This window comes from uncultured Ruegeria sp. (genome assembly GCF_947500045.1).
Lineage (GTDB): Bacteria > Pseudomonadota > Alphaproteobacteria > Rhodobacterales > Rhodobacteraceae > Ruegeria.
Map to the genome: position 1 here is coordinate 19,560 of NZ_CANMQQ010000004.1, position 23,381 is coordinate 42,940.

The window sequence follows — 23,381 nt, forward strand, 5'->3', positions numbered from 1 at the left end:
GGCATGACATGGGATCGTTATGGTCAATGGGAGGTGGACCATATTACCCCTCTCTCAGCTGCACGGTCTTTGGAACACCTCATCGAACTTTGCCACTACAGCAACCTGCAACCTCTTTGGAAGCGGGACAACCTAGCAAAGGGCGGGGCGTAAGCCTCGCCCCTGCGGGATGTAATCTGTCTTCTTTCAGTAAGCTCCAAAAAACCTAACGCGAATAGAACCCATCACGAAGTTCTTGCCTTAGGCGCAGGCGCTCCGGGTACTCTTTCAGGAAAAGTTCGGGTGGTTTGCCTTCCCAAACTTGCGCATAAACCCGAATCTTGTTGCCGCCAAAAATCTTTGCAAGGTCTTCGTTTGAATAGCCACGCGCCCAAAGGTCATCGGTAATCGCCGCAAGGATTTTGGCAAGTTCACCATTGCCGGTAGCCCCTTTGTTAAACGCGTCGATCATATATCCGCCATCATCGTACATGCTCGCGTTTTCAGTCGCGAACTGCACGACAAGCTCGGTCGAGAACATGTCGTCTGTTGCGATCCCGACATGGTCGACCCCTACAAGTTGGACATATTAGTCGATCATATCAGCAGCCTGTTTGGGTGAAATATCCTCAGGCCAAACGCCGTCCATCATCCATTCGGTGAAGGTCGGAGAAATGTAGCCGCCCGATTTGGCCGCGCGCAACGCTTCGTTGTCCGGAATGGCACGATAGCATCCGCGTGGCGTGGCATTAGGTTCGGTCGCATAAAGTCCAGCTGGGACAGAGTGCGTATAGACATATGGTACGCCGGGATAGTTCTCGTCCAAATAATCCATTGCGTCATTGGCCGTTTTGGAGCCCGTGTGGCTTAGGTCTAGCAGGATGCCGAACCGCACCATTTCATCGATGACCGACTTCCCCCAAGGCGTAAGACCAATGTCGCGCCCGTTATAGGCCGCCAACTGCCCCGATCCGGTTCGAAAAATGTCATTGTAAGCCAGGATCATACTTTTGATCCCCATATCCTTTAGCAATGCCATTTTCTTAAGATCGCCATTCAGGATTGTGGCGGTTTGGCTGTTCCAGATGACGGCTGTCTTGCCTTGGATGTGGGCGGCTTCGATATCTCGGGTTTCATTGACGATCAGGTAGTTTTCCGGTTGCTGCGCCATGGCTGAGCGAAAGTGATAGTGCTGCTCTAGCAGGGTTTCAAACGACATATCCGCAGCTGCCAGCGTCATCTCGTGTCCCGTAATGCCGTTGTCCCGAGCCCGCGCGAAGTAGGTATGAAGCTGGTCGTAGTCGGTCCAACCAGTGCCGTAGGGGCTGGCCAACATGCCGAGGACGATTGTGTCTTGCACGAATTGCTTCGCCTCTTCTGACGCATCCCAAGTCTTGCTTTCCTCGCTCGCGTGTAGTGCGCAACCTAGAGTGATCGCGATAGCGCTCACGGCCAACATAGTCTTCATGACAGTACCTCCTTAATTGCTTTGTTTTTACCGCCGCATTCGAACCCCTCAGAAAACGATCCGGGTTCTTAGACCGAAGAGCGTAATGCTATCCTGATTGGGATTCAGCAGCGGGTCAGAAATGAATTGCAGTGATGGCGTAATCTGCAGTCCGGGTGAGATTGAAAAACGGTAGAAGGCTTCGAGCGTGAACTGATTGCCATCTATGCCTCTTGCCTCGGCCCAATTCAGGCCCAGCCCAGCCAAATCGGTATTGCGACCATAGTAACCCAGACCGGCAGAAACGGACCGATCATAGAGCGCTGCGGTCCCCTTTGAGGCCCCTGCGCGGAAGAACGGCATCCACTTATTGCCAACAAACCATGCGGCAGAAAACGCAGCGCCGTAGTCTTCCGCTCGGCTGCCATCTTCGGCCGCATCCGCATGCCAGAGGGTCAGATGGATATTGTCGAAATAGATGCGATCAAAGCCGGAAGTGTACCCAAGTTCGAGTGATTTGAAGAGATTGCCGTCGCTAAACACGTCAAAATTTGGATCAGACGGGTCGGCATTTGCGTCTGAGACGCTTGCAACAGCGTAGAGGTTCTCGCTCAGCTTGACCCCACCGGCAATACCAAGGCCCGGGTTGGGCGCGTTAAGTGTCGGGTTGGTATTGAAAGACAGGTTTTGGAAGCCACTATAGGGACTTACCAATCCATAGATGTCCACGAAGTCCGTCACATCAATCTGGCCGATTTGCAACGTCCAAGCGCCGTTCTCGGCCCTTTGGGTCCAGAACAGGTTGGTCAGCAGCAAACCATTATCGTTGAAGGCTGTCCCAGTGATCGAAAGTGCTCCGCCATCCAGCCCAAGAAACTGTGGGGCAACATCGGTGTAACTGTGCCGGTCTTCGATCTTGAATGTCAAAGAGCCGCGTTCAGTTGCCTGCCAACTACCGTAAAAACGCGCAATTCCGCTTGCTGCTTCGCCGGTTCCCAGATCAGCATTCGTGGATTGGCCCAATGCCAAGTAGTCAATATTGAAGCGAAATCCTTCCTCGGCCAGTCGGTCTTTCCACTGAAACCAACCCGGAGCGATATTGCGTGGAAAATCGGAACGGTATTGCGGATCGGTTAGCCCATCTCCGGGCTTTAGATCAGCTTCAACCGAAGATGGCCCGGATAGTCCCTGAGCCGAAGCTACGCCAGCATTGGCAATACTCAAGGCGGTAACCAGAAGTCTTATCATTCAGACGCCTTTGCCCCTCCGGTCTTGCGATCTCCCGCCGCCCGGATACGATCGGCGGCACGCTGCTTCCATTCCAGCCTGTCTGCCTCGGTTTCCAGAGTTTCGACACGTTCCGTCTCCAACTGGAATGTCGCATTCATTGGCATGAGGCCGTCCACAACCATCATATTCTGAACAGAAGGATCGATAGTCAGCGTGCCCGTCAGCCGAACGGGTTCGTGGAAATAGCTGGGCGTCCAGTCGCCATTCAGTCGTACACGGATCATTTGGTTGGGCGGAGGTGGAGGCATGTGACTGCACATCCCTCTTTCTGGCACCAAATATGCCACAGGCTGACCGTCCGGATCACTCGGAGCAGGAACGGCAAAGCCCGCGAGTGTGATTGTTTGACCGTCGAATTGCGGATTTCCCTTTGTTCCTGCCATTCTTCGCCGTTCCTTCACAGCCTCTCGCTGATCGAGTAGCCAGTCGACATCAATACCATCTGCCGCCAAGGCGTCCTCCGTCTCGGTCAGAAGCTCCTGCCATTTTTGTCTTTCTTCCGCGCTGCCAGCCTCTTGCTGCAGCCTGCCACGCATCCGCACAACAAAGAGGACGTCGTCAAATTGTTCGGGGCTGAGGTCACGATAGGGATCTTCAAAGACTTGCACAGATGGATCTGGAAGATCGACCCAGTCCAGCGCCGTGCCTGACGTTGCCATGGCGGAATGACCGTAACAAACCAACCCTAAGAGTAAGACGGGGCGAAACCAAAGGAACATGAAAACTCTCCAGCCGGGTTTTTGGGGTCAATTCAGTGTGTTTTTGTATATCACACCGTCCTTCATGATCAGCCGGATCGTTTCAGGGCTTTCCGGCCTCGGGTCAGCTCCGAACCACTGATCACCCGTGCCAACAACCGAGAAGTCTTCAAGTGGGTTGCCGTCGATCAGCAGGATATCCGCATAGGCGCCTTCCTCGATAACGCCAAGTTTTCCGGCGGCATACGGGTTCATAAAGTCACCTGACAGAGCCACGACTTCGCCACCTGTCGATGTCAGCGTAACCATCGACGTATAGGGTCCAAAAAATTCATTGTTCAAGTGCTTCTCGTAGGCAATCTGGATATTGCAAGCCTCGACCGAACCAACACAGTCGGTCTGGAACCCTCGCTTCACCGGGCATTCCTTCATATTGTCGATGTAGCCTGCAAATGTGGCCGAGGCGGACTTTGCTTTAGCAAGGCTCGACGGGACGTTTGCCACTGCCGGGATATCGAGCAATCCGGGATCGAAGGCCGTCAGGTTTGTGGTAATATATGCCCCTTTTTCGTTCATGACTTGGGCAATTTCACAGTCAAACGAGAAGCCATGTTCGATCGACATCACACCCGCGTCTAGCGCACTCAGGATAGCTTCCTTACGATAGGAATGCGCCATGACATAGCTGCCATACTCATTTGCCACTTGCACCGCCGCTCTGATTTCCTCGGGCGATCCAGCCAGCAATTGCCATGGGTCGAAGGCCGAAACGACACCCCCGGATTGCATGAACTTCAACTGTGTCGCACCCATGCGGAAATTGTTGCGTGCAAACCTGTAAACGTCGTCCACTCCACTAACTTCCTGCGCCATGTTCAGACGGCTCATGTTGGTCTCTGAACCCGGCGGAGCAGTGAAATTCGCGAAGTCAGCATGGCCACCTCTTGTTCCGATAAATGCACCAGATGGAAAGTAACGCGGACCGTCAATTTGCCCTGAGTCAATTGCACGGCGTAACCCGCCATTGGCCCCACCCGCATCCCTGACTGTGGTGAAACCCTGCATCAAATACATCTCGGCCATCCGTGCACCGTGTATGGCAAAGTCTTCCCAAGTTGTGTTGGCCTCCATCGCGGGTAACGTCGGCCCCATCAGCATGAGGTGCGCGTGCAGTTCGATAAACCCGGGGGTCAGCGTCCGCCCCTCTCCGTCAATGACCGTGGCATTGGGGGCATCGATCGCATCAGTTGAGACGGCCTTGATAAGGCTGCCCTCAACCAGAACGCTTGCATTTTCGATACGCTGTTCATTGACGCCGTCGAAGACATGCACGTTGGTGAAAAGCGTTTGGGGTTCTTCCTGATCCTGAGCGTGCGCGGACGTTCCAACAAAGAGACCTGCAGCGACAATTGCCACTGAACAAAGAGACATTCGCAGACCGGCCATAAGTACTCCCTTCATATTCATGTTTTGCCAACTGTAGTCCGGAAAACTTTTCCTCGGTTGCCACTTTTGAATTAGCATGTTCGAATGTGTTCGTAAAAATGGCCACTGAATACAAATACCAATCATCACAAGGGTGACGAGCTTGCCTTTCAACTCCACCTCTAAAGAGCATAGCGAGGGCTTTATTCGCCTCTCCTTAGCCGCTCCGTTTTTGCAATATCTCACCGAACGCAAGATCAATCCGCAACCAGCATTGGACCAGGTCGGATTGAAAGCCGAACTGTTGTCTGACCCATCCGTGTTCGTTCACTCAGAGCTGGTCTACGGTTTGGTGAATGCCTTCTCAGAAGTATCAGGGGATCGATACCTAGGACTGAATGTAGGGGAGGCGTTTGACCTACAAGGATGGCCGCCCTTCGCTCAAGCCTTGCAATCTACAAAAACGCTGTTCGAGTTTTTTACCCGCTTTGTTGGGCTCGTACCGCAGGAGTCCAATTCTGTGCGTCACAGCCTTGTAATTGAAGCAGACAAGGCGACTTATCGTATCGAGAGGCAACAGGAACCAACTGTCCCACCCATTCAGGTGACCGGTTTTGGTGCCGCAATCTATGTACGCCTATTGCAGACCGTCATTGGAGATTCTTGGGATTCTTCGCGTGTGCGATGGGAAAGCAGATACATCAATGGGCTGCCTATCGACTACAAAGGGATCGAGGTTGGCCTTGGGACTGATCCCGGAATGCAAATTAGTTTTCCTGTGGGATGGTTGTTTTTGCACCATGTCTCTGAGGGCTCTGCCAAGCCCATAGCTTCACCTCAACAAGAGGAAGAAGTAACCGTGGTGGCAGCTTTGCGCTCTGTCTTACGCGACAAACTAGATGAAACCGATTTGGGACCTGAGATGGTGGCTGGAATGCTGGGAATACAACCGGAACGGTTTCTGAAAGCGCTTCAGCGACAAGGCACAACGCTACCCCGTGAAATCAAACGGCTGCGTGTCGATGTCGCCAAAGAGCACCTCAATGAAGACCAGATGACAATTGCGGAGATCGGTCTGATGCTCGGCTATTCCGACAAGTCCCATTTCACTCGCTTTTTCCGAGGTCAAACCGGAATGACACCGACCAAGTTCCGCCTCGGTGTATAGTTACGTTGCGAATACTTGGGCTGCTTTTCCACTACATAGCAAGTGCGGGCCGACAAGAATTTGCAACACACTTTTTGGAGCCCCTATCTAAGGATCACAGAGGGACAAATGCCCCCATTGCCCCTTCGGCGGTGCATGCAGCGCAGCGCCACCGCTGCACCAACTCTTTGTTTCAGTTCGATCAACGACAAACCTGATCTCAGAAAGCTGACAAATGATCTTGATACGTCCAGAAGATTGTGCAACCTTCAAGCCACTGACAACACTAGACATCTCTTCAAGATAGTGCTGGTTGCGGCAGTGGAAAACAGCACCTTGTTGCACGTGCGGATTAGGATAGAGCGCTTCGTTTACACCGAAGATGTCGGGAGTTCGAGTCTCTCATCACCCACCATCCTAATCAGATTCAATTTGTAGGCTTCATCTGCGATGGGTGAGTCTGAAACCTCTGGCAGCAGTGATCCGGATGTTTCGGATTACGCTCAGGCGGCCGAGATCAAGGCACTTGCCGCACCTACAAACCCTGCAACCGCCACAATACCTGCCAGAAGCAAGCATAGAATTTCCAACGCACTGAGTTTCATCATGGCCCCCACCAGATCAATGCGCACGGCTTACGGCAAGCGGCGCTCTCGGGAAAGTGAGCACAGGTTGACCTAGCGGAAAGCCGCCACGGTTGCAGCGCGGAATCGCTCAGACAAACGCCAGCAGAGCCTGATAGGTATGTTTTGACCATCGCTCAACACTTGACCTGTAGCGTTCTTGCATCACCCAGCCCGGCAAACCGCCACGTTACGTAAATCCGAGGCTCGGCGCGAAGGCACGAGATCAGAGAAATGCTGTCGAAATCCAACTCTGATGGCGATCCCTGAAGGACTCGAACCCTCAACCTGCTGATTAGAAGTCAGCTGCTCTATCCAGTTGAGCTAAGGGACCGCTGCGCCCTTCTTGCTGTTTTTAAGCGCGGGGTTCAAGAGCCAAGCGCATGAAGGCGCTGTTGGGATCGGGCGCGTAGCCATAGATCGGGTCGCAATAGGAATAGCCCAGCGATTCATACAATCTGCGGGCAGCATCATATTCGGTCAGATGGCTTGCGCCGGTCTCAAGAACCAGCGCGGAAATACCCTCGGATTGTGCGAGATCGGCAAGATGGTCCATCATCACCCGAGCCAACCCTCGCCCTCGTGCCTTTGACAGAACGTGAACCGATTTGACTTCGGCCGTACCATCCGGCAGCGCCTTAAGCGCACCACATCCCAGGGCCGTGTCAGATTCATAAATCGCCCAAAACCGGATACCGGGTTCTCGCAGCGACGCGACGTCCATTGTATGATTCGACGTCTGAGGTGTCGCATCCCAGCTATGGGTCAAATGGGCCTGAATGATGGGCCGTAGGTCATCTGCACCCGGATCAGCCTCGCGGATATCTATCATCTGGCAAGTCCCGGTCAGTGGGTCCAGGGCGCACGTCGATCTGTGGCAAAATTTTCGCCATAACCGCGGGCCCGCAGGTTCGGCTTGCGCTTGTGCGGTTCGCTTACCTGCGCGTCGATGCCGTTGTCTTTGGCATAGTCCAGCGCCTCTTCCTTAGTGTCGAACTTCAGGCGCACCTGTGTCTGCGTGTCGGTGGACGACGTCCAGCCCATCAGCGGATCAACTTCGCGCGCCGAGGCCGGGGCGTATTCCAACACCCACCTGCGGGTCTTGGCCATCCCCGAAGTCATCGCGTTTCGCGAAGGCTGGTAAATCCGTGCGCGCATGTCGCTTCTCCGTACTCACTTGGCTGTGGTCGTTTATGCGTCAGAGAACGAGCGGAGACAAGATCGCTATTGTCGCGGCTGCCATCTGTTTCCTAATGACAGAAACTGTCATTGGTATGCGCTAGACCCGGGTGAACTTAAGAAGGACGTCAAGATGATCCACCACGAACGCAGCCTCGACATCAACGCCACGCCAAAGGACATCTGGGCCATACTCAGCCGCTTTATGCATATTGACGAATTCGCCCCCCAGGTGGCTTCTGTCGACGCACTGACCGACGGCGCCACAGGAGTAGGATCAAAACGCCGTTGTCATTTTGAGAACGGAACCTCGTTGGTCGAAGAAGTCACCGCGTGGCATGATAACCAAGGATACAATGTTCGGTTGTCGAACATGCCCGCCATGCCCATGCACGAGGCCCATGCCGCCATCGCAATGAAGGCGTTATCCGGTTACCGTACCCGCGTAACTTGGAGCATGGACTACCGTATGAAATACGGCCCCTTGGGCTGGCTGATGGGGCAATCCATGATGAAGATGATGATGGGCCGCGTGCTGGCCGAGAACCTCTCGGCGCTTGCGGTAAAGGTCCAATCGAACCCTGACGCACAGCCTCAGACCGCATAATGGTAAATGAATCCGGTTCAGCCCTTGCAGATGGACAAAATAAGAACAAATGTAGGGGCCTGACCCGGAGCCTGCCCATGCCCTATGCCCATTCCGACAAGACACAGCTGACCGCCGATGACGTCCGCGCCCGCCTGAAACTGGAGGGCGGCAAACAGTTTGTCATGCACACCGAATTTGCCCCGGCAGGTGACCAGCCAACCGCGATCAAGGAACTGACCAACGGTGTGATGGACGGTGAACGCGAACAGGTTCTGCTGGGCGCGACCGGGACGGGCAAGACCTTCACCATGGCCAAAGTGATCGAAGAAACCCAGCGCCCCGCCATCATTCTTGCGCCAAACAAAACGCTGGCGGCCCAGCTATACGGCGAATTCAAAGGGTTCTTTCCGGAAAACTCGGTCGAATACTTCGTCTCCTACTACGACTACTACCAGCCCGAGGCTTATGTCGCGCGCAGCGACACCTACATAGAAAAGGAATCCCAGATCAACGAACAGATCGACCGGATGCGCCACTCGGCCACGCGGGCGCTGCTGGAACGCGATGATGTGATCATCGTCGCCTCGGTTTCCTGCATCTACGGTATCGGCTCGGTCGAGACCTATGGTGCGATGACGCAGGACCTGAAGGTTGGCAAAGAATACGACCAACGCCAGATCATGGCTGATCTGGTCGCTCAGCAATACCGCCGCAATGATCAGGCGTTTCAGCGAGGGTCCTTCCGGGTGCGTGGCGATTCATTGGAAATCTGGCCCGCCCACCTGGAAGACCGGGCGTGGAAGTTCTCGTTCTTCGGCGAGGAACTGGAAACCATCACCGAATTTGACCCGCTGACCGGCGAACGCGCCGCGAATATGGAGCAGGTGCGGGTCTACGCAAACTCCCACTACGTGACGCCGAAACCAACGATGAACCAAGCGATCATCGGCATCAAAAAGGAACTGCGCATCCGGCTGGATCAGCTGGTCGGCGAAGGCAAACTGCTCGAAGCGCAGCGGTTGGAACAGCGCACCAACTTCGATCTTGAAATGCTTGAGGCCACTGGCGTCTGCAACGGGATCGAGAACTATTCACGCTATCTCACGGGTCGCGCACCCGGTGAACCGCCCCCAACCCTGTTCGAATTCATCCCCGACAACGCCATCGTCTTCGCCGATGAATCCCACGTTTCGGTCCCACAGATCGGCGGCATGTACCGGGGCGACTATCGGCGTAAGTTCACGCTGGCCGAGCACGGGTTCCGCCTGCCGTCCTGCATGGATAACCGCCCGCTGAAGTTCGAAGAATGGGACGCCATGCGCCCGCAATCCGTCTTCGTCTCGGCCACGCCGGCGAAATGGGAGATCGAACAGACCGGCGGTGTTTTCACCGAACAGGTGATCCGCCCCACTGGCCTGCTGGACCCCGAGGTCGAAATCCGCCCCGTATCGATGCAGGTCGACGACCTGCTGGACGAAGTGCGCAAGGTCGCCGCCGATGGCTACCGCACGCTGGTCACAACGCTGACCAAACGCATGGCCGAAGACCTGACCGAATACCTGCACGAACAGGGCATCAAAGTCCGCTACATGCACTCGGACATCGACACGCTGGAACGCATCGAAATTCTGCGCGACCTGCGTCTGGGGGCCTTCGACGTGCTGATCGGCATCAACCTGCTGCGCGAAGGGCTCGACATCCCCGAATGCGGTCTGGTCGCCATTCTGGACGCCGACAAAGAAGGGTTCCTGCGCTCCGAAACATCCCTGATCCAGACCATCGGCCGCGCCGCGCGCAACGCCGACGGGCGGGTGATCATGTATGCCGACAAGATCACCGGCTCGATGGAGCGCGCTTTGGGGGAAACCAACCGCCGCCGCGCCAAACAGGTCGCGTATAACGAGGAACACGGCATCACCCCCGCGACCGTACAAAAGAACGTCGAGGACGTTCTGGCCGGTCTCTACAAAGGCGACGTCGACATGAACCGCGTCACCGCCACCATCGACAAACCGATGCACGGCGCGAACCTTGAGGCGCATCTGGACGGGCTGCGCGACAAGATGCGCAAAGCCGCCGAGAATCTGGAATTCGAAGAGGCCGCCAATATCCGGGACGAGATCAAACGTCTGGAAGCGGTCGATCTGGCCATCGCCGACGACCCCATGGCGCGCCAATGGGCGGTCGAGAAAGCCTCGGAAGACGCGGTTAAGTCTCGTGGGCGGTCAACGGCTGGACGGCCCGGGCAGCGAGGGGGAAATGTGAAGAGGCGGAAGCGGTAGAATATCGCGCAGCTGATGGTTGCATTTTCACCTGATTCAAGAAATCTATCTTCCGAAACAATCAGTTTAGGAAAATTCTTGATTGCACTCCTAGTTATAGCTGGACTGCTCGGCTCAATCTCCATTTTAGCAATGGCTTGGGCTTGGGTGAGTGTGCTTGCGGGATGGCGTGAAGCTTCACCCGGCAGAGCATTTGCAATGCTTTGGTTCCTGCTCCTTCTGATAGGCATTTTGGGATTTGGAATAGACTCCGACTACAGCATGGCCCGGCTGTCGGTGTTAGCTTTGTGGCCAGTTTCAATTATATTTTTGCTAAAAGCCGCTGTTGCCGCGAAACTTTTTATTTTCATTTGTGCGGCGTTGATCTTGGTTGCTTTGATTGGCGTAGTCACTGCTATTATCCCGGGCAAAGCAAAAGTTCCGACTGTAATTGTTGGCGCAATGCTTGCAGTGATAAGCCCGGTCATGCTGCAGAACGTACAGGTGCAGTGGCAAATGACGAAGTCTGCGGAAGCATCCGAGTTGCGCATCATCGAACGCTCGACGCTGTTCGAATCTATCCGGGATCGCTCCGATGGCTATCAAGACCCGCATGGCGTTGCTTGCGATACTGAGAATTGGCCATACCTTTGGAGTTACCGTTATAGAGACTGGATCGCTTTACCGACCAACACTCGTTACGGCGGCGACTCTAAAGAAAGAGTTATGAGCGTTTGTCTCCAAAGGTAAGATGCACCTCACACTTCAAACTTGCAGCAAGTAGAATGGGTTTCCAACCCATCACTCCGCGGCGTCGTAAACGCTTGAAGGGGTACAACCCATCACTCCGTTGACCACCTAAACGCATGATGGGGTAGAACCCCATCCTACACCGCCTCAAAAAAAGGGCGGGAAAATCTCGCCCGCTAACTCACCCCTTATCCCAATGTGCAACCACGTCGTATCCAACTGGCGTCGGTGGGCTTTCCATGAACTCGGCGAAATGACCCCACAGCTCGGCCACTTTGGGCGCGTTCGCGTTCGAGGTTGCCTCGCTTTCGACGACCGAAATCACATAACCGGAACCGTCCTCGTTCATCACATTGGTAAAGCTGTGTATGCCGGGCATGCCCATAATTTCGGATTTCAATGCGTTCATTTTCGCCGTCGCCGCCTCACGCGTGCCGGGCTTCATCTTGAATTGGGTAATACGTGCAAACATGACTTTCCTCCCTCGTCTGGCAAAATTGCCATAGGGCGAAACCGGAACGGCCTCGCCGCGCGCAAGCTAGCATGGCGGCCTTAAATCTCGTATTGATACTTGATGATTCAGCGTATTTTCAACCTAGCGCCTCACCCACATTCGGCGTCTGACACTTCAAGGTTGCAGCCCAGCGCGCACTGCTTCACGTTTGAAATCACAGATTGTGATTCCAAACGGCTGCCATGACGAACCCGAAGAACTTGCCCAGCACCCAAGAGGTACAAAGTGCCATCCACAGGATACGCGGCACCCGCGTAGTGCTGGCCGAGGATTTGGCGCAGTTCTATGGAAAATCCGTCAGCGCCTTCAATCAGGCGGTGTCGCGCAACACCGACCTGTTCGAGGGCTATCGCTTTCAGCTGACCGATGCCGAGGTCGCAGATTTGCAATCACAGAATGTGATTTCAAAACCCAAGGGCCGCGGCGGGCGGCGCGTCAATCCGTGGGTCTATACGGATTACGGCGTGGCCATCGCCTCAACCCTGTTCAAGGACCCACGCGCGATCAAGATTACAAGGATGATCACCGAAGCCTTCGTTGACGGCGCAAACGCTCTGGCAGAGACCCCGCGCAGCGTGCCGGAAATCCTACCGCCTGAGAACGCCCCTGCGCCGTTACTGCCCAATGGCGATCAACTGCGTGATCTGGCCGAAAACATCCTCGATTCCGGGCAGCAGAGCCTTGTCGACTACATCGCCAACCCCACCACCAAGCGCCAGCAGGCGGTGGCCGCGATCATGAAGACACTGGCCGAAACCGCCGGGGAAGAGGTGCGCACCCAACAGGAACGCCTGCGTCTACGCATCGCGGAGCGTCTTGCGACGGGCGATTACACCAATGATGACGACCGCAAGCGTCTGTTGGAATTGCTGCATGCGATGAAGGGATGAACTCTTCAGGGTTTGAGGAACTTGGCCGTTCCGACGGTTCGCTCACGCGGCGCTTGAACTTGCTGAGGTTGGGTACCGGAAACTCCCGGCATCGCGGCGCGGCGCGGCCGTTGCAGGCCACGGGTGCCGCAGGCAACACCGTCCCCGTCCGGATCATTCCGCTTGTGGTAACCGGGCTGGCCTTCGAAAAACGGGCCTGACACAAGCCGCTGTATTGTATCACACCCGGCCAACGCCACCAAGTGGATCACGGCCTCATGACGTTCATAATCCGAGGTGCGCAGATATACTCCGATGGCGATCATCCCGGTGGTCAAGGGCAGTGCCAACACCATCAACAGGATACGCAAGGGCGACAGGGCTTTCCGGCGCAGCGCATCTGCCCGCCGTTGCCGCCTTGTCAGCCGCGGGCTCTGGCTGATCTCATCGGTTGATTTTCCGGTCGTCATTTCTGCAGCCATACACCCGGTATGTGGCAAAGCGATGGCCACAGATGCCTATTACAGGAAATACCTGTGCCGTTATCGCACCACATGCACCGCACATTTTGCATGGCGCACCACATGTGTCGCAGTCGAGCCCAACAGCAGATCCTGCATACCCGGCCGATGCGAGGCAATAACGATCAGATCGGGTTTGTTGACTTCGGCCCAGTCCAGAATTGTTCGCCCGGAATGGCCCTCGACCACCTGGCCACGGGCATTTGGCAATCCGACAGCCAGCGCATCAAGCTCTGCCTGCAGCGCCTTGCGTGTTTCCGTCAGATATTCCACCGGCATGTATGAAATCGCATAGTCCGGGATGTGTTCAACCACATGCAGCAACGTGATCTGTGCCTGCGGTGTCGCCAGCAGCCGTGCCAGCTTCATCGCAGCCGAACTATCCCGTTCGGCATCAAATGAAATGGGGACAAGTATGTTATGATACATGGCTCATGCCTCCGTAATTGCGCGGGCATTCTGCACTGCCCGGCCAACCGGCACATTGATCCAGGTCATGCATCGCCGAATGTTTCGGCAACCTCGTACATCACCGGTTCAAAACTTTTGCACAGTTCGTTGACGCGTCGATTGCGTTCGCGCATCTCTGGGGTGCGCAGCATTGCCAGAAAATCCTCACGCCGTTCCCATTGCGAGTAGTTGGCGATCCGGGTCTGGGCGTCATTCACATGCAGACCGGCCGAAATGAACCCCGGCTGCTTAGAAATAAAGGCCGAGTAGGCATCCGTCAGCGCCTCAAGCAGATCCTGGCAGGTACCGGGGGTCATCTCGAATGTGGTGATGACGGTTTGACAACTGTTGGCTTTGGAAATCTGCGGCATCTGGCTTCTCCTTTGTAGCTGCCTGCAGCCTAGCACAGCTTTTGAAAACGCCATCTATTTCCTGCAGTCAGGTATTGTTCCGGATCAAAAACTTTCTCGAACATGAACAATATACTAACCATCCGTTAACCATGTCTGCCGATGCTGCACGGATGGCGCATCGGGTTCTGATCTTTCTGCTGTTTATTACAATGGGCACTCCGGCATCGGCCGGGGCCTGGCTGCGTGAGAAGGGATCAAGCTTCACTGCGATTTCGCTGACCGTGTTCAAAGAAGAAGACGATATCTACAAGTACAAATCCTCACTCTATGCCGAGTGGGGATTGAGACCGAAACTCACAATCGGATTGGATGCCGAAGAACACCAGGAATTGTATGGTCATGCGCTCGTCTTCGCCCGCGTCCCGGTTGCCGATTTCGGTCAAGCAGGACGTCTGGCAGCCGAGTTCGGCGTAGGCGCGCATCATCGCCAGTACAGCGCTTGGGCAATGTACAAAGCGACATTATCCTACGGCAAAGGTATTCAGACTGGGTTGGGTGCCGGATGGATCAACGTCGACACGGCGCTCGAATACCGCACGCACGAGGCGTTGATCCGCAAACTGGATTTCACTACCGGCCTGTCTTCGGGTAGACGACTGGATCCGTTGCTGCAGATCGAAACCTCTTATGTTTCCGACCATCCCTGGTACTGGAGCGTGCGCCCCTCACTAATGTATCGCCCAAAAACGGGGAAACTCAGCTGGATTGTCGGGGCAGAACGCAATTCGACCCGCGACGATATCGGGTTCAAGTTTGCGCTGTGGCGTAGCTATTGAAAGTGGGCCGCTCTATTCAGGCGGCCCGCCTGATCGTCGGTCAGGTGTCGATCCGCAGGATGGTCGAGACCGCCCCGCGCAGACCTTCGGACCACCGCAGGCGAATGTCGCTCTGGCTCGATCCCTGTCTTAGTTCGACATACGGCGCAACATAGCGCACCGCGTTCAGAACGCTCCTTAGGCTTCCCAATGTCACGACCGAGTCGCACCCGCGTGCCCTGCCGCCAAAAGGCAATTGCCCTTGCGAACTGACGGTCCAGGCTGACGACGGTGAGCTTTGCGTGTGATGCACCCGCAAGGGGCTCGCGCACGGCGTATCGATGCCATGGAACGTATTGTTTTCGAAGCTAATATTCTTGTGCCGTTCCGGGTCTAGATCGGCAAAGCTGGTGTCGACCCGATCAACCCGGTCGATCCGCACGTTGTTGACGCGAAACTTGTTGCCGGTCACGGTTAACCCGTTCAGGAAATGCCCGGTGCCATGAGGGCGGATCACAAGATAGCTGAACCAAGGGGCGACATCGCTGGCGTAGAAGATATTGTCGGTGATGCTCATCGCGCTGAACGAGAAGCTCGTAAAGTAATCCGGGTTGGCATCATGCTCGTTCGTCCACTCGATAAAGCAGTTATCGACATAGTTCTCGGCGATGGATGAGCTGTTGTAGCCGCCTATTATGACCAACCCGGCATTCCGCACCCCGTTTGCCACGTTGTCACCCTGGAAGAAGTGATTGCCCAGCACCAGATTGTTGTCACCGCTCAGCACTGCGAAATGATGGAACCGCGTGGCCCGGTTATGGCGCAGCTTGACGTCGTTGGCATTGGCGTTCAGCGCGATCGAACTGCGATCCGACACATCCAGGCTTTCCTCGGTCGACAGGAACTGACAGCCATCAACCAGCATCCCCTGACACCCGCGCCCGATCGACGTGATGCCTCGATCCTTCGGGCGGCTGACATAGCAGTCCTTCAGCACAAAGGTATTGCCGCCCGGGGACAGCCGGATCGCGCTGCATCGACCATTACACTGGAACTCGATCCCTTCCATATTGAACTTCTGCAGCGCGCTGAACCCGCTGAAATCCAAAAGATACTTAAACGATGTAAAGGTGAAGGTCTGCGTGCCAGCTGCATCATAGGTTGGCGCGCTCAGCGTGATTTCACCCGTGCTTTCATTCTTTGATCGCACATAGACCTCGCGCCCGACACCACTGCCCGTGACCAGCGCGCCCACAGGGATATTGGCCACATTGGCCACATTCGTCAGCGTATCGGGATCAGACGGGCTGTAGGTCGCGATCGAGGTGAAAGTCTCGGTATCCCAGGCCGCACTGTTTTTGACATCAAACTGACCGTTGCGCACCACGCGACGGGTGGTATAGCCCGTTCGGTTCGGTACCGCTGCGGCCATGTTGATCGGCTCGGTCACAGCGATTTTACGCCCCCCAAGATCCAGAGATTCATGGTCCGAGCTGTTCAGCAGCGCCTGAAACGCCTTCTTGAAGGCCAGCATCTCATCGCCAAAGGCGGTGATATATGTGGGCAGATCGAAGTTTTTGGTCAACAGCAGCATCTTGTCGACCGGCAGGGTTACCGTGCCGTCAAACGACACCTCAGACGCCATGTTAGTGTTCTCTTCCAGCCGGAACACGCCCTGCGGAACGTAGACCTTGCGCCCGTTTGCAGCCTGATCCGCCGCCTCAAACGCCGCTGAGTCATCGGTTACGCCGTCCCCAACCGCACCAAAATCACGCACATCGACAAGGCCGATCATGTCGCGCAGGAACACCGAGGTCACATCGGTAATTTCGATATCATCGACCCGCACGACGGCACCGTTGGTGCCCTCGATATCCAAACCGAAGTGACCATAAAGCGCCGCATTGCCCCACGGCATGTCCACGCCCGGGCGCAGACCAGTACCCACGATGGCCGTAACCTCATGCACCGTGCCATAGCCAGTCAGTTGCGTCGCGGGGCCCTGTTCGACTACTCCGTCCACATGCGCATCGCCCGCGCCCCCGGCCCAGCCCGCAATCCGCACTTCGGGCAGCGGCCCGCTGATCGCTTTCACTCGTGCCTTGATCTGCAGGTAACAACCGGGCAACAGCTGGGTCTGCCCCATATAGCGCAGCTGCTGCGGTTCTGCGGTCTTGTAAATCTCCAGACAGCCCGCGAAATCCGCGTCCGCCGGGACAAACGCGCCCGTGCCCGACCCCTCATAGGTCGGAGAGCCCAGGGTGCCATCGCCACTGGACCAGACCCCAAGACCATCCGCATAGGCAGGTGGCATGAACACGATGCCGTCGGTGATTGCCTTGTTCATATAAAATCCCTTTCCCAATCGCGCCAAGCACGCGCGCCAAAACCTGAAAGGCTCGGGCCTTAGGCCCAAGCGCATGGGTCTGAGTATCGAAAAGGGTTTAATCGCGGCTCTTACCACCGTGACGGTGGTGTTGCCTCAGGCCGCCGGGTCAGAATTACCCAGCAGTTGTACGCCATTGATCTTCCAACGGCCCTCCTGCTGGATCATCTGGTAATCCAGCAGATGCACCCGCCCGTCTGCATCGGTGATCATAACTTTCTGCCACAGGTTACCGGCAATCTCACGCAGTTCCAGAAATCGCACATCCGATGGCCGCCAGACCATCGGATAGCCATTCCGCACCATCGCCCCGAAATTGTTCGGGTCGCCAAACAAGCGCTGAATGTTCGGGCTGGCAAAGGTGAAAGCGGTGGCAAAATCATCCGCCTTGAACGCTTGTATCTGCGCCGAGATATTGGCCTCGATCTCAGCATTCTGCGCGAAGGCTCCGGAAGCCAATCCGGCGCTCAGGGATACAGCAAGCAATAGTCGACGCATGGGGCCACCTCCTGAACCAAGAGTAGCCCCACACAGGATCAGGTCAAATCAGACCAGTTCTCCGGCCAGCGCTTTATCGATCAGAGCAATCGTCTCTGGCACGCCATAAAGCGCAATGAACCCGCCGAACCGAGGCCCTTGGCTGGCGCCCAGCAGCACCTCATACAGTGCTGTGAACCAGCCCCGCAGCGGGTCGAACCGCTCACGCCCAACGGCATAGACCACTGATTGCAGCGCCTCATCCTCGATGGGTCCGTCATAAGCGGCCAGCTCTGCCCGAAGCGCTTCCAGCGCCTCGCGCTCCTGATCCGTCGGCGCACGATGCTGGCGCGTTGGTTTGACGAAATCGTTGAAGTATCGCACCGCAAAACCCGCCGCCTGATCAAGATCGGGATGGGTCTCAGCCGTGGCATCAGGCGCATAGCGACGGATAAAGCCCCACAGCGCCTCTTTATCCTCGGCGCCTGAAACGGATGCCAAATTCAACAGCATCGCAAAGGGCACGATCAGCGTTGATGCGGGAACATCCCCGCCATGGATATGCCAGACCGGATTGTTCAACTGCGCCTTTAGCTCCTGCCCCGGATAGGCCCGCAATTGCTGATGATACTCATCATAGGCTTTCGGGATCACGTCAAAATGCATCCGTTTGGCCGTCTTAGGCTTTTGATACATGAAGTAAGCCAGCGACTCGGTCGGCGCATAGGTCAGCCATTCGTCAATCGACACGCCATTGCCGGACGACTTGGAAATCTTCTGACCATTTTCATCCAGAAACAGCTCATAACTGAAATGCTCGGGCGCACGGCCGTCCAGCGCCCGACAGATCGCGTCATAGATCTTTTCGTTGGTGGCATGTTCCTTGCCATACATCTCGAAATCCACGCCCAGCGCCGCCCAGCGCGCACCGAAATCCGGCTTCCACTGCAGCTTCACGTTGCCGCCGGTGACAGGAACGGTCCATTCTTTGCCCGTCTCATCGTCAAAGGTCACGGTGTATGTCTCGGCACAGACCTTTTTCATCGGCACATACATCACCCGCCTGCTTTCAGGATGCAGCGGCAGGAAGATCGAATAGGTTTGCTGGCGCTCTTCCCGCAGGCTTTTCAGCATGATCGCCATGATCTCGTCATAACGCTCAACCGCGCGCTTGAGGATCTCGTCAAACTGGCCGGACTCGTAAAACTCCTTGGCCGAATAAAACTCATACTCAAACCCAAACGTATCCAGAAACCGGCGCAGCATCGCGTTGTTATACGCGCCAAAGCTGTCATATTCGCCGAACGGGTCCGGCACCGAGGTCAACGGGCGCTGCAAATGCTGCTCCAGAACCTCTGGGTTCGGCACATTGTTGGGTACTTTCCGCATCCCATCCAGATCGTCCGAGAAACAGATCAGCTTGGTCGGAATATCCGACAACGCCTCAAACGCACGCTTGACCATTGTAGTCCGCGCAACCTCGCCAAAGGTCCCGATATGCGGCAGACCCGAGGGTCCATAGCCCGTCTCAAACAGCACATACCCCTTCTCTGGAGCACCTTGCCTGTAGCGTTTAAGCAACCGCCGCGCTTCTTCAAACGGCCAGGCTTTGGACGTCATCGCGGTTTCACGCAGGTCAGACATTGAGATTCTCCATAGGGAAACGTGCCAGACACCCGATGCACCCAGCCCGGCCCCTGTTATTCTGCAGGTGCAGTATGAGTCAATAAAGGGCGTGTATTTTGCACGGCACTCAACAACATCGTAGTATTTTTCATTAGGTTTGGAACAGCGCCACGACTAGGCTGGTATGAATGTCGCACGAACACCAAAGAAAACTCGCCTCGATCATGGCTGCGGATGTTGTTGGCTATTCGCGGATGATGGCCATAGACGAAGTCAGAACGATTGACGCTGTGCGCTCACTCAGAACGGACCTGCTCCAACCGATTGTAGACAAACACGGCGGTCGCGTCGTTAAGACAATGGGCGATGGTTTTCTGATCGAATTTTCGTCTGTAGTTACGAGCGTTCAGGCATCAGTCGAGATACAGCGCAGCCTGAACAATGCGTCGCACACAGCCCTGACTGACCAGCATATCGTTATGCGTATCGGCGTTCACCTCGGCGATATTGTTGTCGAAGATGGAGACATATTCGGTGACGGGGTCAATGTAGCAGCCCGGGTCGAACCACTGGCCAATCCCGGAGGGCTCTGTCTGTCGGACGAGGCATACCGGCAGGTGCGCAACAAACTCGACATGGATTGGACCGATGGGGGTGAGCACGACCTCAAGAACATCGCACACCCAGTCCGCGTCTGGCACTGGAAACACGGCTCTGTTTCGTCACCAACAGAGCCCGAGCCAAGTCTACCTGATTTGCCATCCGTCGCGGTTCTGCCATTCGATAACATGTCCAGCGACGACGAGCAGGACTATTTCGCCGATGGTCTTACCGAAGACCTGATCACCGATCTGTCGAAAATCTCGGGCCTGTTCGTGGTCGCCCGGAACTCGACCTTTGCATTCAAGGGACAGGCCGTCGACATCCCCACCATAGGTCGCCGTCTTGGTGTCGCAAATGTCGTCGAAGGCAGTGTGCGAAAGCTGGGTGAGCGTGTGCGGATCAATGTTCAGCTTATTGATACCAAAACCGGGGGGCATAAATGGGCAGATCGCTACGATGGTTCGCTATCGGAAGTGTTCGAGTTGCAAGACAAAGTCTGCAGCGAGGTCGTCTCAACCCTATCCGTCAAGTTGACCAGTTCCGAAACAAAGAACCTGACCACTGTTCATACCACCAACATCGAAGCTTATGAGTTGTTTGTGCAGGCCAAATCCACACCCTACCCGCCCATTCCGGCGCGGCTTGCGGCTGCCAAGGATCTGTTCGATCAGGTCATAAAGAAGGCCCCAGATTTTGCGGGCGGATATGCTGGGTTGTCTTGGATCATCGGATTTGGCGCTCTTTGGGGTCACAGCGATCCTGAAACGCTCGGGGCCCGTGCAGAAGTTCTTGCGCATCAGGCGATCGCACTCGATCCGACATTCGGATGGTCCTACACTGTGCTTGGCGTTGCGTTGCTGGCTCAGCGGAGGTTTGATGAAGCGCTGCGCGCCGCCGAACAAGGTCTGCAACTTTTGCCAAATGACGCTGATGCGCATGTGATTTGCGGCGTCATCAACGGAATGCGTGGCGCAACTGCTGCCTCCATTCAGGCTGCGGAAACCGCATTTCGGCTCAGCCCGAATTTTGTGAATGGCCCGTACCTCAATGTCATCGCACACACTAATTTCATGGCTGGCAATTATCACGCAGCGCTCGCTGCTCATGAACAAAACATCGCACGCGGTGGGCCCGTTGGCCCTCCTGCTTATTGCTGGGCTGCTGCATCCTATTGCGCAACCGGTCAAACCGACAAAGGGCGCGCCGTTGTTGACGCGTTGTTGGCTGGCTTCCCAGCTTTCACCTTATCCGATTGGAACTTTCTGAAACTTGTCGAGACCGAAGGATTGCGAACGCGCGTTCAGGCTCAGTTCAAAGAAGCCGGGGTCCCGGCGTGACCAGAGTGCCGTTTTCGAAACAACCAGTTGAACCTCTCCTTTCCCCCACCTATCGTGCGCCTGCACAAAATCAATCAGGACAGCACAATGACCGAGCAAATCCCACATCCCATGTCCCCACAGGATTGCCTTGTGGCGATCATGGTCGCGGTTTCCGCCTCGGACGAAAACATCCGAACGGCAGAGCTGGTCAAGATCGAAACAGCGGTCAACATGCTGCCGGTTTTTGCCGGTTACGATATCGACCGCACCCGCCGTGTTTCACAGATCGTGTTTGACCTGTTCGAGCAGGAAGATGGCCTTGACGCCCTGTTCGGTCTGATCCGTGATAACCTGCCCGAACGGCTGAACGAGACTGCGTATGCGCTCGCTTGTGATGTGGCCGCAGCTGATGGCGCGCTGGCCGAAAGCGAACTGCGCCTGCTTGAAGAAATCCGGTATGAGCTAAGCATTGACCGTCTGCATGCTGCTGCGATCGAACGCGGGGCGCGGGCACGACATACGACCTAACTCCCGTTAAGCGACCCCCACCGCTCTAGTAAGTCGCGCTGCAATTTGCGCGATCTGCGGTTCCAGCTGCGTGCACCTTCGGGTCGCTCTCGATGCGCGCGCGGTATTGTAGCCCGGTGCGCCATATCCGCCGTGAAGATGGCAAAGGCAAGCTCGGTTCCGTCTATGGTGGTCAGATACCCGCCAAGCCCGGAAACAAAATTCAGCGTTCCTGTCTTTGCATCCACTTTGATCGGATGATCCTTGATCGGCTGGCCATTTTTGTCCGCCAGCGTAAAGGACCGCACCAAAGGCCGCAGTGTTTCCGACTGCCCCGCCGCGACCAGCGCCTTGACCAGATCGGACGGCACCATGCGCGAGGCATCGCCCAGCCCCGAATGATCGACCATCGCAATCCCGCTTGCACCAAAACTCTCTGCTGCCCAGCGGTTCATCTCGGCGGCAGAATCTTCAAGGCTTTGTAGTGCAACACCGCGCGCCTTGGTCGCCGCCATGCCGACCATTTCTGCAGTCAGGTTGGTCGAGTATTTCAGCATCCCCTTCAGGATGCTCTCCAGCGGATCGCTCTGATGAACCACAAGAACCGTCCCTTGTGGTTCTTGCCGAGTGACCTGCACCCGACCAAGCACAATGCCGTTCACACGCGCCAGCGTCCGAAACACATCTCCGGTGTAAAGCGCGGGTTTGCGCACCGGTAACCAGCGCGCACCGCCATTGCCCAGCGCCCCTTTGGCGACAGTCCATCGGTCCTGGCGCGCGCTTGGCTGATAGGTGTAGATCGGCAGGCTACGGTTCTCGACCCGCATCGACGCCATATCCACCGACGGCGTGTAATGGGCGCTGCGCGCATCCATCGTCACATCATACCCACCGTCGTCGCGTTTCCATTCAAAGTGCACGCGGTTGAAATTCAGGGAAATCCCGCTGATCGACGGGCTATAGCCCAGATGATCCGGCTGCCCCGGGTCGATGCTGAAGACGTAGGGCAAAGCCCCATCATAAACCTTGAACGCGCCGCGCACCTCGGTAATTCCGGCCTCTCGCAGATTGGCCGCCATCGTGGCCAGCGCATCCGTGTCCAGCAGTGGATCACCGCCACCGGCAAGGATCAAATCCCCTTTCAGAATCCCATTCTCAATGGGTCCATTGGCAATCAAGGTCGTTTCAAAGCGATAATCCGCCCCCAGATTATCCAACGCATAAAGCGCGGTCAGCGCCTTTGCGACGCTGGCGGGCGGCAGGCCCTGACCCTCGCCAAACACTTCCAACGGCACTCCGGATTTTACGTCAGCAACAGCAAAGACAACCTCGCCCCTCAGCCCTGCCGCCTGCACCAGCCGCTCTGCACCGCTGAGCTGAGGCCCACGCAACACCGGACGCAGAGACACCAAAGGCGCCTCGGCAAGGCCCGTGCCCGGAACCAGAGACGCCCCCAATCCACCAAGAAACAAACGACGCGAAATTCGATCGACCATAGGTCTATTAGAATCCCAGAGCTTAAATGCAGACAATCACTAGATTAAGATTATGCG

General features: G+C 56.0%; 21 protein-coding genes, 1 tRNA gene and 1 pseudogene. 8 read left to right on the forward strand and 15 right to left on the reverse strand.

The annotated features are described in order from the left end of the window. Positions 1-205 precede the first annotated feature (205 nt). From Q1B46_RS08165 to Q1B46_RS08180, 4 genes and pseudogenes are all read right to left on the reverse strand, one after another. A pseudogene (locus Q1B46_RS08165) lies at positions 206-1,447 on the reverse strand (membrane dipeptidase). Between the two features lie 48 nt (positions 1,448-1,495). Then, complete coding sequence (locus Q1B46_RS08170) at positions 1,496-2,674, reverse strand: carbohydrate porin (RefSeq protein ID WP_299946771.1); 1,179 nt, start codon at positions 2,672-2,674, stop codon at positions 1,496-1,498. Beyond that, positions 2,671-3,435, reverse strand: a complete 765-nt coding sequence (locus Q1B46_RS08175; RefSeq protein ID WP_299946774.1) for a DUF3299 domain-containing protein — start codon at positions 3,433-3,435, stop codon at positions 2,671-2,673. Before Q1B46_RS08175 ends, Q1B46_RS08170 begins: the two co-directional genes overlap by 4 nt. 27 nt (positions 3,436-3,462) lie before the next feature. After that, positions 3,463-4,860, reverse strand: a complete 1,398-nt coding sequence (locus Q1B46_RS08180) for an amidohydrolase family protein (protein WP_299946777.1) — start codon at positions 4,858-4,860, stop codon at positions 3,463-3,465. Between the two features lie 142 nt (positions 4,861-5,002). Here Q1B46_RS08180 and Q1B46_RS08185 point away from each other — a divergent pair, with 142 nt between their 5' ends. Continuing rightward, a complete protein-coding gene (locus Q1B46_RS08185; RefSeq protein ID WP_299946780.1) occupies positions 5,003-6,007 on the forward strand; it encodes an AraC family transcriptional regulator in 1,005 nt (334 codons plus the stop codon). 859 nt (positions 6,008-6,866) lie between these two features. On the opposite strand, the gene Q1B46_RS08190 is transcribed toward Q1B46_RS08185, so the two are convergent. The 3 genes from Q1B46_RS08190 to Q1B46_RS08200 form a co-directional block, all read right to left on the reverse strand. Beyond that, positions 6,867-6,943 (reverse strand) — tRNA-Arg (locus Q1B46_RS08190). A 21-nt stretch (positions 6,944-6,964) separates the two neighbouring features. After that, positions 6,965-7,441, reverse strand: a complete 477-nt coding sequence (locus tag Q1B46_RS08195; protein ID WP_299946782.1) for a GNAT family N-acetyltransferase — start codon at positions 7,439-7,441, stop codon at positions 6,965-6,967. Between the two features lie 14 nt (positions 7,442-7,455). Further along, a complete protein-coding gene (locus Q1B46_RS08200) occupies positions 7,456-7,767 on the reverse strand; it encodes an ETC complex I subunit (RefSeq protein WP_299946785.1) in 312 nt (103 codons plus the stop codon). A gap of 154 nt (positions 7,768-7,921) precedes the next feature. Here Q1B46_RS08200 and Q1B46_RS08205 point away from each other — a divergent pair, with 154 nt between their 5' ends. The 3 genes from Q1B46_RS08205 to Q1B46_RS08215 all read left to right on the forward strand — a co-directional run bounded on the left by Q1B46_RS08205 (position 7,922) and on the right by Q1B46_RS08215 (position 11,388). Continuing rightward, entirely contained in the window at positions 7,922-8,395 is a 474-nt protein-coding gene (locus Q1B46_RS08205) for an SRPBCC family protein (protein ID WP_299946788.1), read from the forward strand. A 77-nt stretch (positions 8,396-8,472) separates the two neighbouring features. Continuing rightward, the gene (uvrB, locus tag Q1B46_RS08210) at positions 8,473-10,659 is read left to right on the forward strand and encodes an excinuclease ABC subunit UvrB (protein ID WP_299946791.1); all 2,187 of its coding nucleotides are present in this window, start codon (positions 8,473-8,475) and stop codon (positions 10,657-10,659) included. A 15-nt stretch (positions 10,660-10,674) separates the two neighbouring features. Next, complete coding sequence (locus Q1B46_RS08215; protein ID WP_299946794.1) at positions 10,675-11,388, forward strand: hypothetical protein; 714 nt, start codon at positions 10,675-10,677, stop codon at positions 11,386-11,388. Positions 11,389-11,569: 181 nt separating this feature from the next. Here Q1B46_RS08215 and Q1B46_RS08220 read toward each other — a convergent pair whose 3' ends face one another. Next, positions 11,570-11,860: a hypothetical protein gene (locus Q1B46_RS08220; RefSeq protein ID WP_299663040.1), complete on the reverse strand. Its 291-nt coding sequence runs from the start codon at positions 11,858-11,860 to the stop codon at positions 11,570-11,572. Between the two features lie 224 nt (positions 11,861-12,084). Here Q1B46_RS08220 and Q1B46_RS08225 point away from each other — a divergent pair, with 224 nt between their 5' ends. Then, positions 12,085-12,792 (forward strand): ORF6N domain-containing protein, encoded by a 708-nt coding sequence (locus tag Q1B46_RS08225; protein ID WP_299946798.1) that lies wholly within the window; start codon positions 12,085-12,087, stop codon positions 12,790-12,792. A gap of 5 nt (positions 12,793-12,797) precedes the next feature. Here the strand turns inward: Q1B46_RS08225 and Q1B46_RS08230 are convergent, their stop codons facing one another. The 3 genes from Q1B46_RS08230 to Q1B46_RS08240 all read right to left on the reverse strand — a co-directional run bounded on the left by Q1B46_RS08230 (position 12,798) and on the right by Q1B46_RS08240 (position 14,113). Beyond that, positions 12,798-13,241: an excalibur calcium-binding domain-containing protein gene (locus tag Q1B46_RS08230; protein WP_299946801.1), complete on the reverse strand. Its 444-nt coding sequence runs from the start codon at positions 13,239-13,241 to the stop codon at positions 12,798-12,800. Between the two features lie 72 nt (positions 13,242-13,313). After that, the gene (locus Q1B46_RS08235) at positions 13,314-13,721 is read right to left on the reverse strand and encodes a universal stress protein (RefSeq protein ID WP_299946804.1); all 408 of its coding nucleotides are present in this window, start codon (positions 13,719-13,721) and stop codon (positions 13,314-13,316) included. Positions 13,722-13,786: 65 nt separating this feature from the next. Next, a complete protein-coding gene (locus Q1B46_RS08240; RefSeq protein WP_299946807.1) occupies positions 13,787-14,113 on the reverse strand; it encodes an antibiotic biosynthesis monooxygenase family protein in 327 nt (108 codons plus the stop codon). Between the two features lie 131 nt (positions 14,114-14,244). Here Q1B46_RS08240 and Q1B46_RS08245 point away from each other — a divergent pair, with 131 nt between their 5' ends. Next, entirely contained in the window at positions 14,245-14,931 is a 687-nt protein-coding gene (locus Q1B46_RS08245) for a hypothetical protein (protein ID WP_299946810.1), read from the forward strand. 40 nt (positions 14,932-14,971) lie between these two features. On the opposite strand, the gene Q1B46_RS08250 is transcribed toward Q1B46_RS08245, so the two are convergent. The 3 genes from Q1B46_RS08250 to Q1B46_RS08260 form a co-directional block, all read right to left on the reverse strand. After that, complete coding sequence (locus tag Q1B46_RS08250) at positions 14,972-17,257, reverse strand: glycosyl hydrolase family 28-related protein (protein ID WP_299946814.1); 2,286 nt, start codon at positions 17,255-17,257, stop codon at positions 14,972-14,974. A 135-nt stretch (positions 17,258-17,392) separates the two neighbouring features. Beyond that, positions 17,393-17,794, reverse strand: coding sequence for a DUF4864 domain-containing protein (locus tag Q1B46_RS08255; RefSeq protein ID WP_299663028.1), 402 nt, complete (start codon positions 17,792-17,794; stop codon positions 17,393-17,395). 48 nt (positions 17,795-17,842) lie between these two features. After that, positions 17,843-19,417: a lysine--tRNA ligase gene (locus tag Q1B46_RS08260; protein ID WP_299946819.1), complete on the reverse strand. Its 1,575-nt coding sequence runs from the start codon at positions 19,415-19,417 to the stop codon at positions 17,843-17,845. A gap of 170 nt (positions 19,418-19,587) precedes the next feature. Here Q1B46_RS08260 and Q1B46_RS08265 point away from each other — a divergent pair, with 170 nt between their 5' ends. Both Q1B46_RS08265 and Q1B46_RS08270 read left to right on the forward strand, forming a co-directional pair. Continuing rightward, positions 19,588-21,339: an adenylate/guanylate cyclase domain-containing protein gene (locus Q1B46_RS08265; protein WP_299946823.1), complete on the forward strand. Its 1,752-nt coding sequence runs from the start codon at positions 19,588-19,590 to the stop codon at positions 21,337-21,339. An 87-nt stretch (positions 21,340-21,426) separates the two neighbouring features. Further along, positions 21,427-21,849: a tellurite resistance TerB family protein gene (locus Q1B46_RS08270; protein WP_299663022.1), complete on the forward strand. Its 423-nt coding sequence runs from the start codon at positions 21,427-21,429 to the stop codon at positions 21,847-21,849. Here Q1B46_RS08270 and dacB read toward each other — a convergent pair. Then, positions 21,846-23,324: a D-alanyl-D-alanine carboxypeptidase/D-alanyl-D-alanine-endopeptidase gene (dacB, locus tag Q1B46_RS08275; protein WP_299946826.1), complete on the reverse strand. Its 1,479-nt coding sequence runs from the start codon at positions 23,322-23,324 to the stop codon at positions 21,846-21,848. The two genes, Q1B46_RS08270 and dacB, sit on opposite strands and share 4 nt — an antisense overlap. Positions 23,325-23,381 lie beyond the last annotated feature (57 nt).

Excerpts from the sequence above, each read along its gene's own strand:
- Q1B46_RS08265 (WP_299946823.1), top strand. The coding sequence starts at position 19,588 with ATGTCGCACGAACACCAAAGAAAACTCGCCTCGATCATGGCTGCGGAT.
- dacB (WP_299946826.1), bottom strand. The coding sequence starts at position 23,324 with ATGGTCGATCGAATTTCGCGTCGTTTGTTTCTTGGTGGATTGGGGGCG.
- Q1B46_RS08270 (WP_299663022.1), top strand. The coding sequence starts at position 21,427 with ATGACCGAGCAAATCCCACATCCCATGTCCCCACAGGATTGCCTTGTG.
- Q1B46_RS08180 (WP_299946777.1), bottom strand. The coding sequence starts at position 4,860 with ATGGCCGGTCTGCGAATGTCTCTTTGTTCAGTGGCAATTGTCGCTGCA.
- Q1B46_RS08255 (WP_299663028.1), bottom strand. The coding sequence starts at position 17,794 with ATGCGTCGACTATTGCTTGCTGTATCCCTGAGCGCCGGATTGGCTTCC.
- Q1B46_RS08200 (WP_299946785.1), bottom strand. The coding sequence starts at position 7,767 with ATGCGCGCACGGATTTACCAGCCTTCGCGAAACGCGATGACTTCGGGG.
- Q1B46_RS08245 (WP_299946810.1), top strand. The coding sequence starts at position 14,245 with ATGTCTGCCGATGCTGCACGGATGGCGCATCGGGTTCTGATCTTTCTG.
- Q1B46_RS08205 (WP_299946788.1), top strand. The coding sequence starts at position 7,922 with ATGATCCACCACGAACGCAGCCTCGACATCAACGCCACGCCAAAGGAC.
- uvrB (WP_299946791.1), top strand. The coding sequence starts at position 8,473 with ATGCCCTATGCCCATTCCGACAAGACACAGCTGACCGCCGATGACGTC.
- Q1B46_RS08175 (WP_299946774.1), bottom strand. The coding sequence starts at position 3,435 with ATGTTCCTTTGGTTTCGCCCCGTCTTACTCTTAGGGTTGGTTTGTTAC.
- Q1B46_RS08250 (WP_299946814.1), bottom strand. The coding sequence starts at position 17,257 with ATGAACAAGGCAATCACCGACGGCATCGTGTTCATGCCACCTGCCTAT.
- Q1B46_RS08170 (WP_299946771.1), bottom strand. The coding sequence starts at position 2,674 with ATGATAAGACTTCTGGTTACCGCCTTGAGTATTGCCAATGCTGGCGTA.
- Q1B46_RS08215 (WP_299946794.1), top strand. The coding sequence starts at position 10,675 with ATGGTTGCATTTTCACCTGATTCAAGAAATCTATCTTCCGAAACAATC.
- Q1B46_RS08225 (WP_299946798.1), top strand. The coding sequence starts at position 12,085 with ATGACGAACCCGAAGAACTTGCCCAGCACCCAAGAGGTACAAAGTGCC.
- Q1B46_RS08240 (WP_299946807.1), bottom strand. The coding sequence starts at position 14,113 with ATGCCGCAGATTTCCAAAGCCAACAGTTGTCAAACCGTCATCACCACA.
- Q1B46_RS08260 (WP_299946819.1), bottom strand. The coding sequence starts at position 19,417 with ATGTCTGACCTGCGTGAAACCGCGATGACGTCCAAAGCCTGGCCGTTT.
- Q1B46_RS08235 (WP_299946804.1), bottom strand. The coding sequence starts at position 13,721 with ATGTATCATAACATACTTGTCCCCATTTCATTTGATGCCGAACGGGAT.
- Q1B46_RS08230 (WP_299946801.1), bottom strand. The coding sequence starts at position 13,241 with ATGACGACCGGAAAATCAACCGATGAGATCAGCCAGAGCCCGCGGCTG.
- Q1B46_RS08220 (WP_299663040.1), bottom strand. The coding sequence starts at position 11,860 with ATGTTTGCACGTATTACCCAATTCAAGATGAAGCCCGGCACGCGTGAG.
- Q1B46_RS08195 (WP_299946782.1), bottom strand. The coding sequence starts at position 7,441 with ATGATAGATATCCGCGAGGCTGATCCGGGTGCAGATGACCTACGGCCC.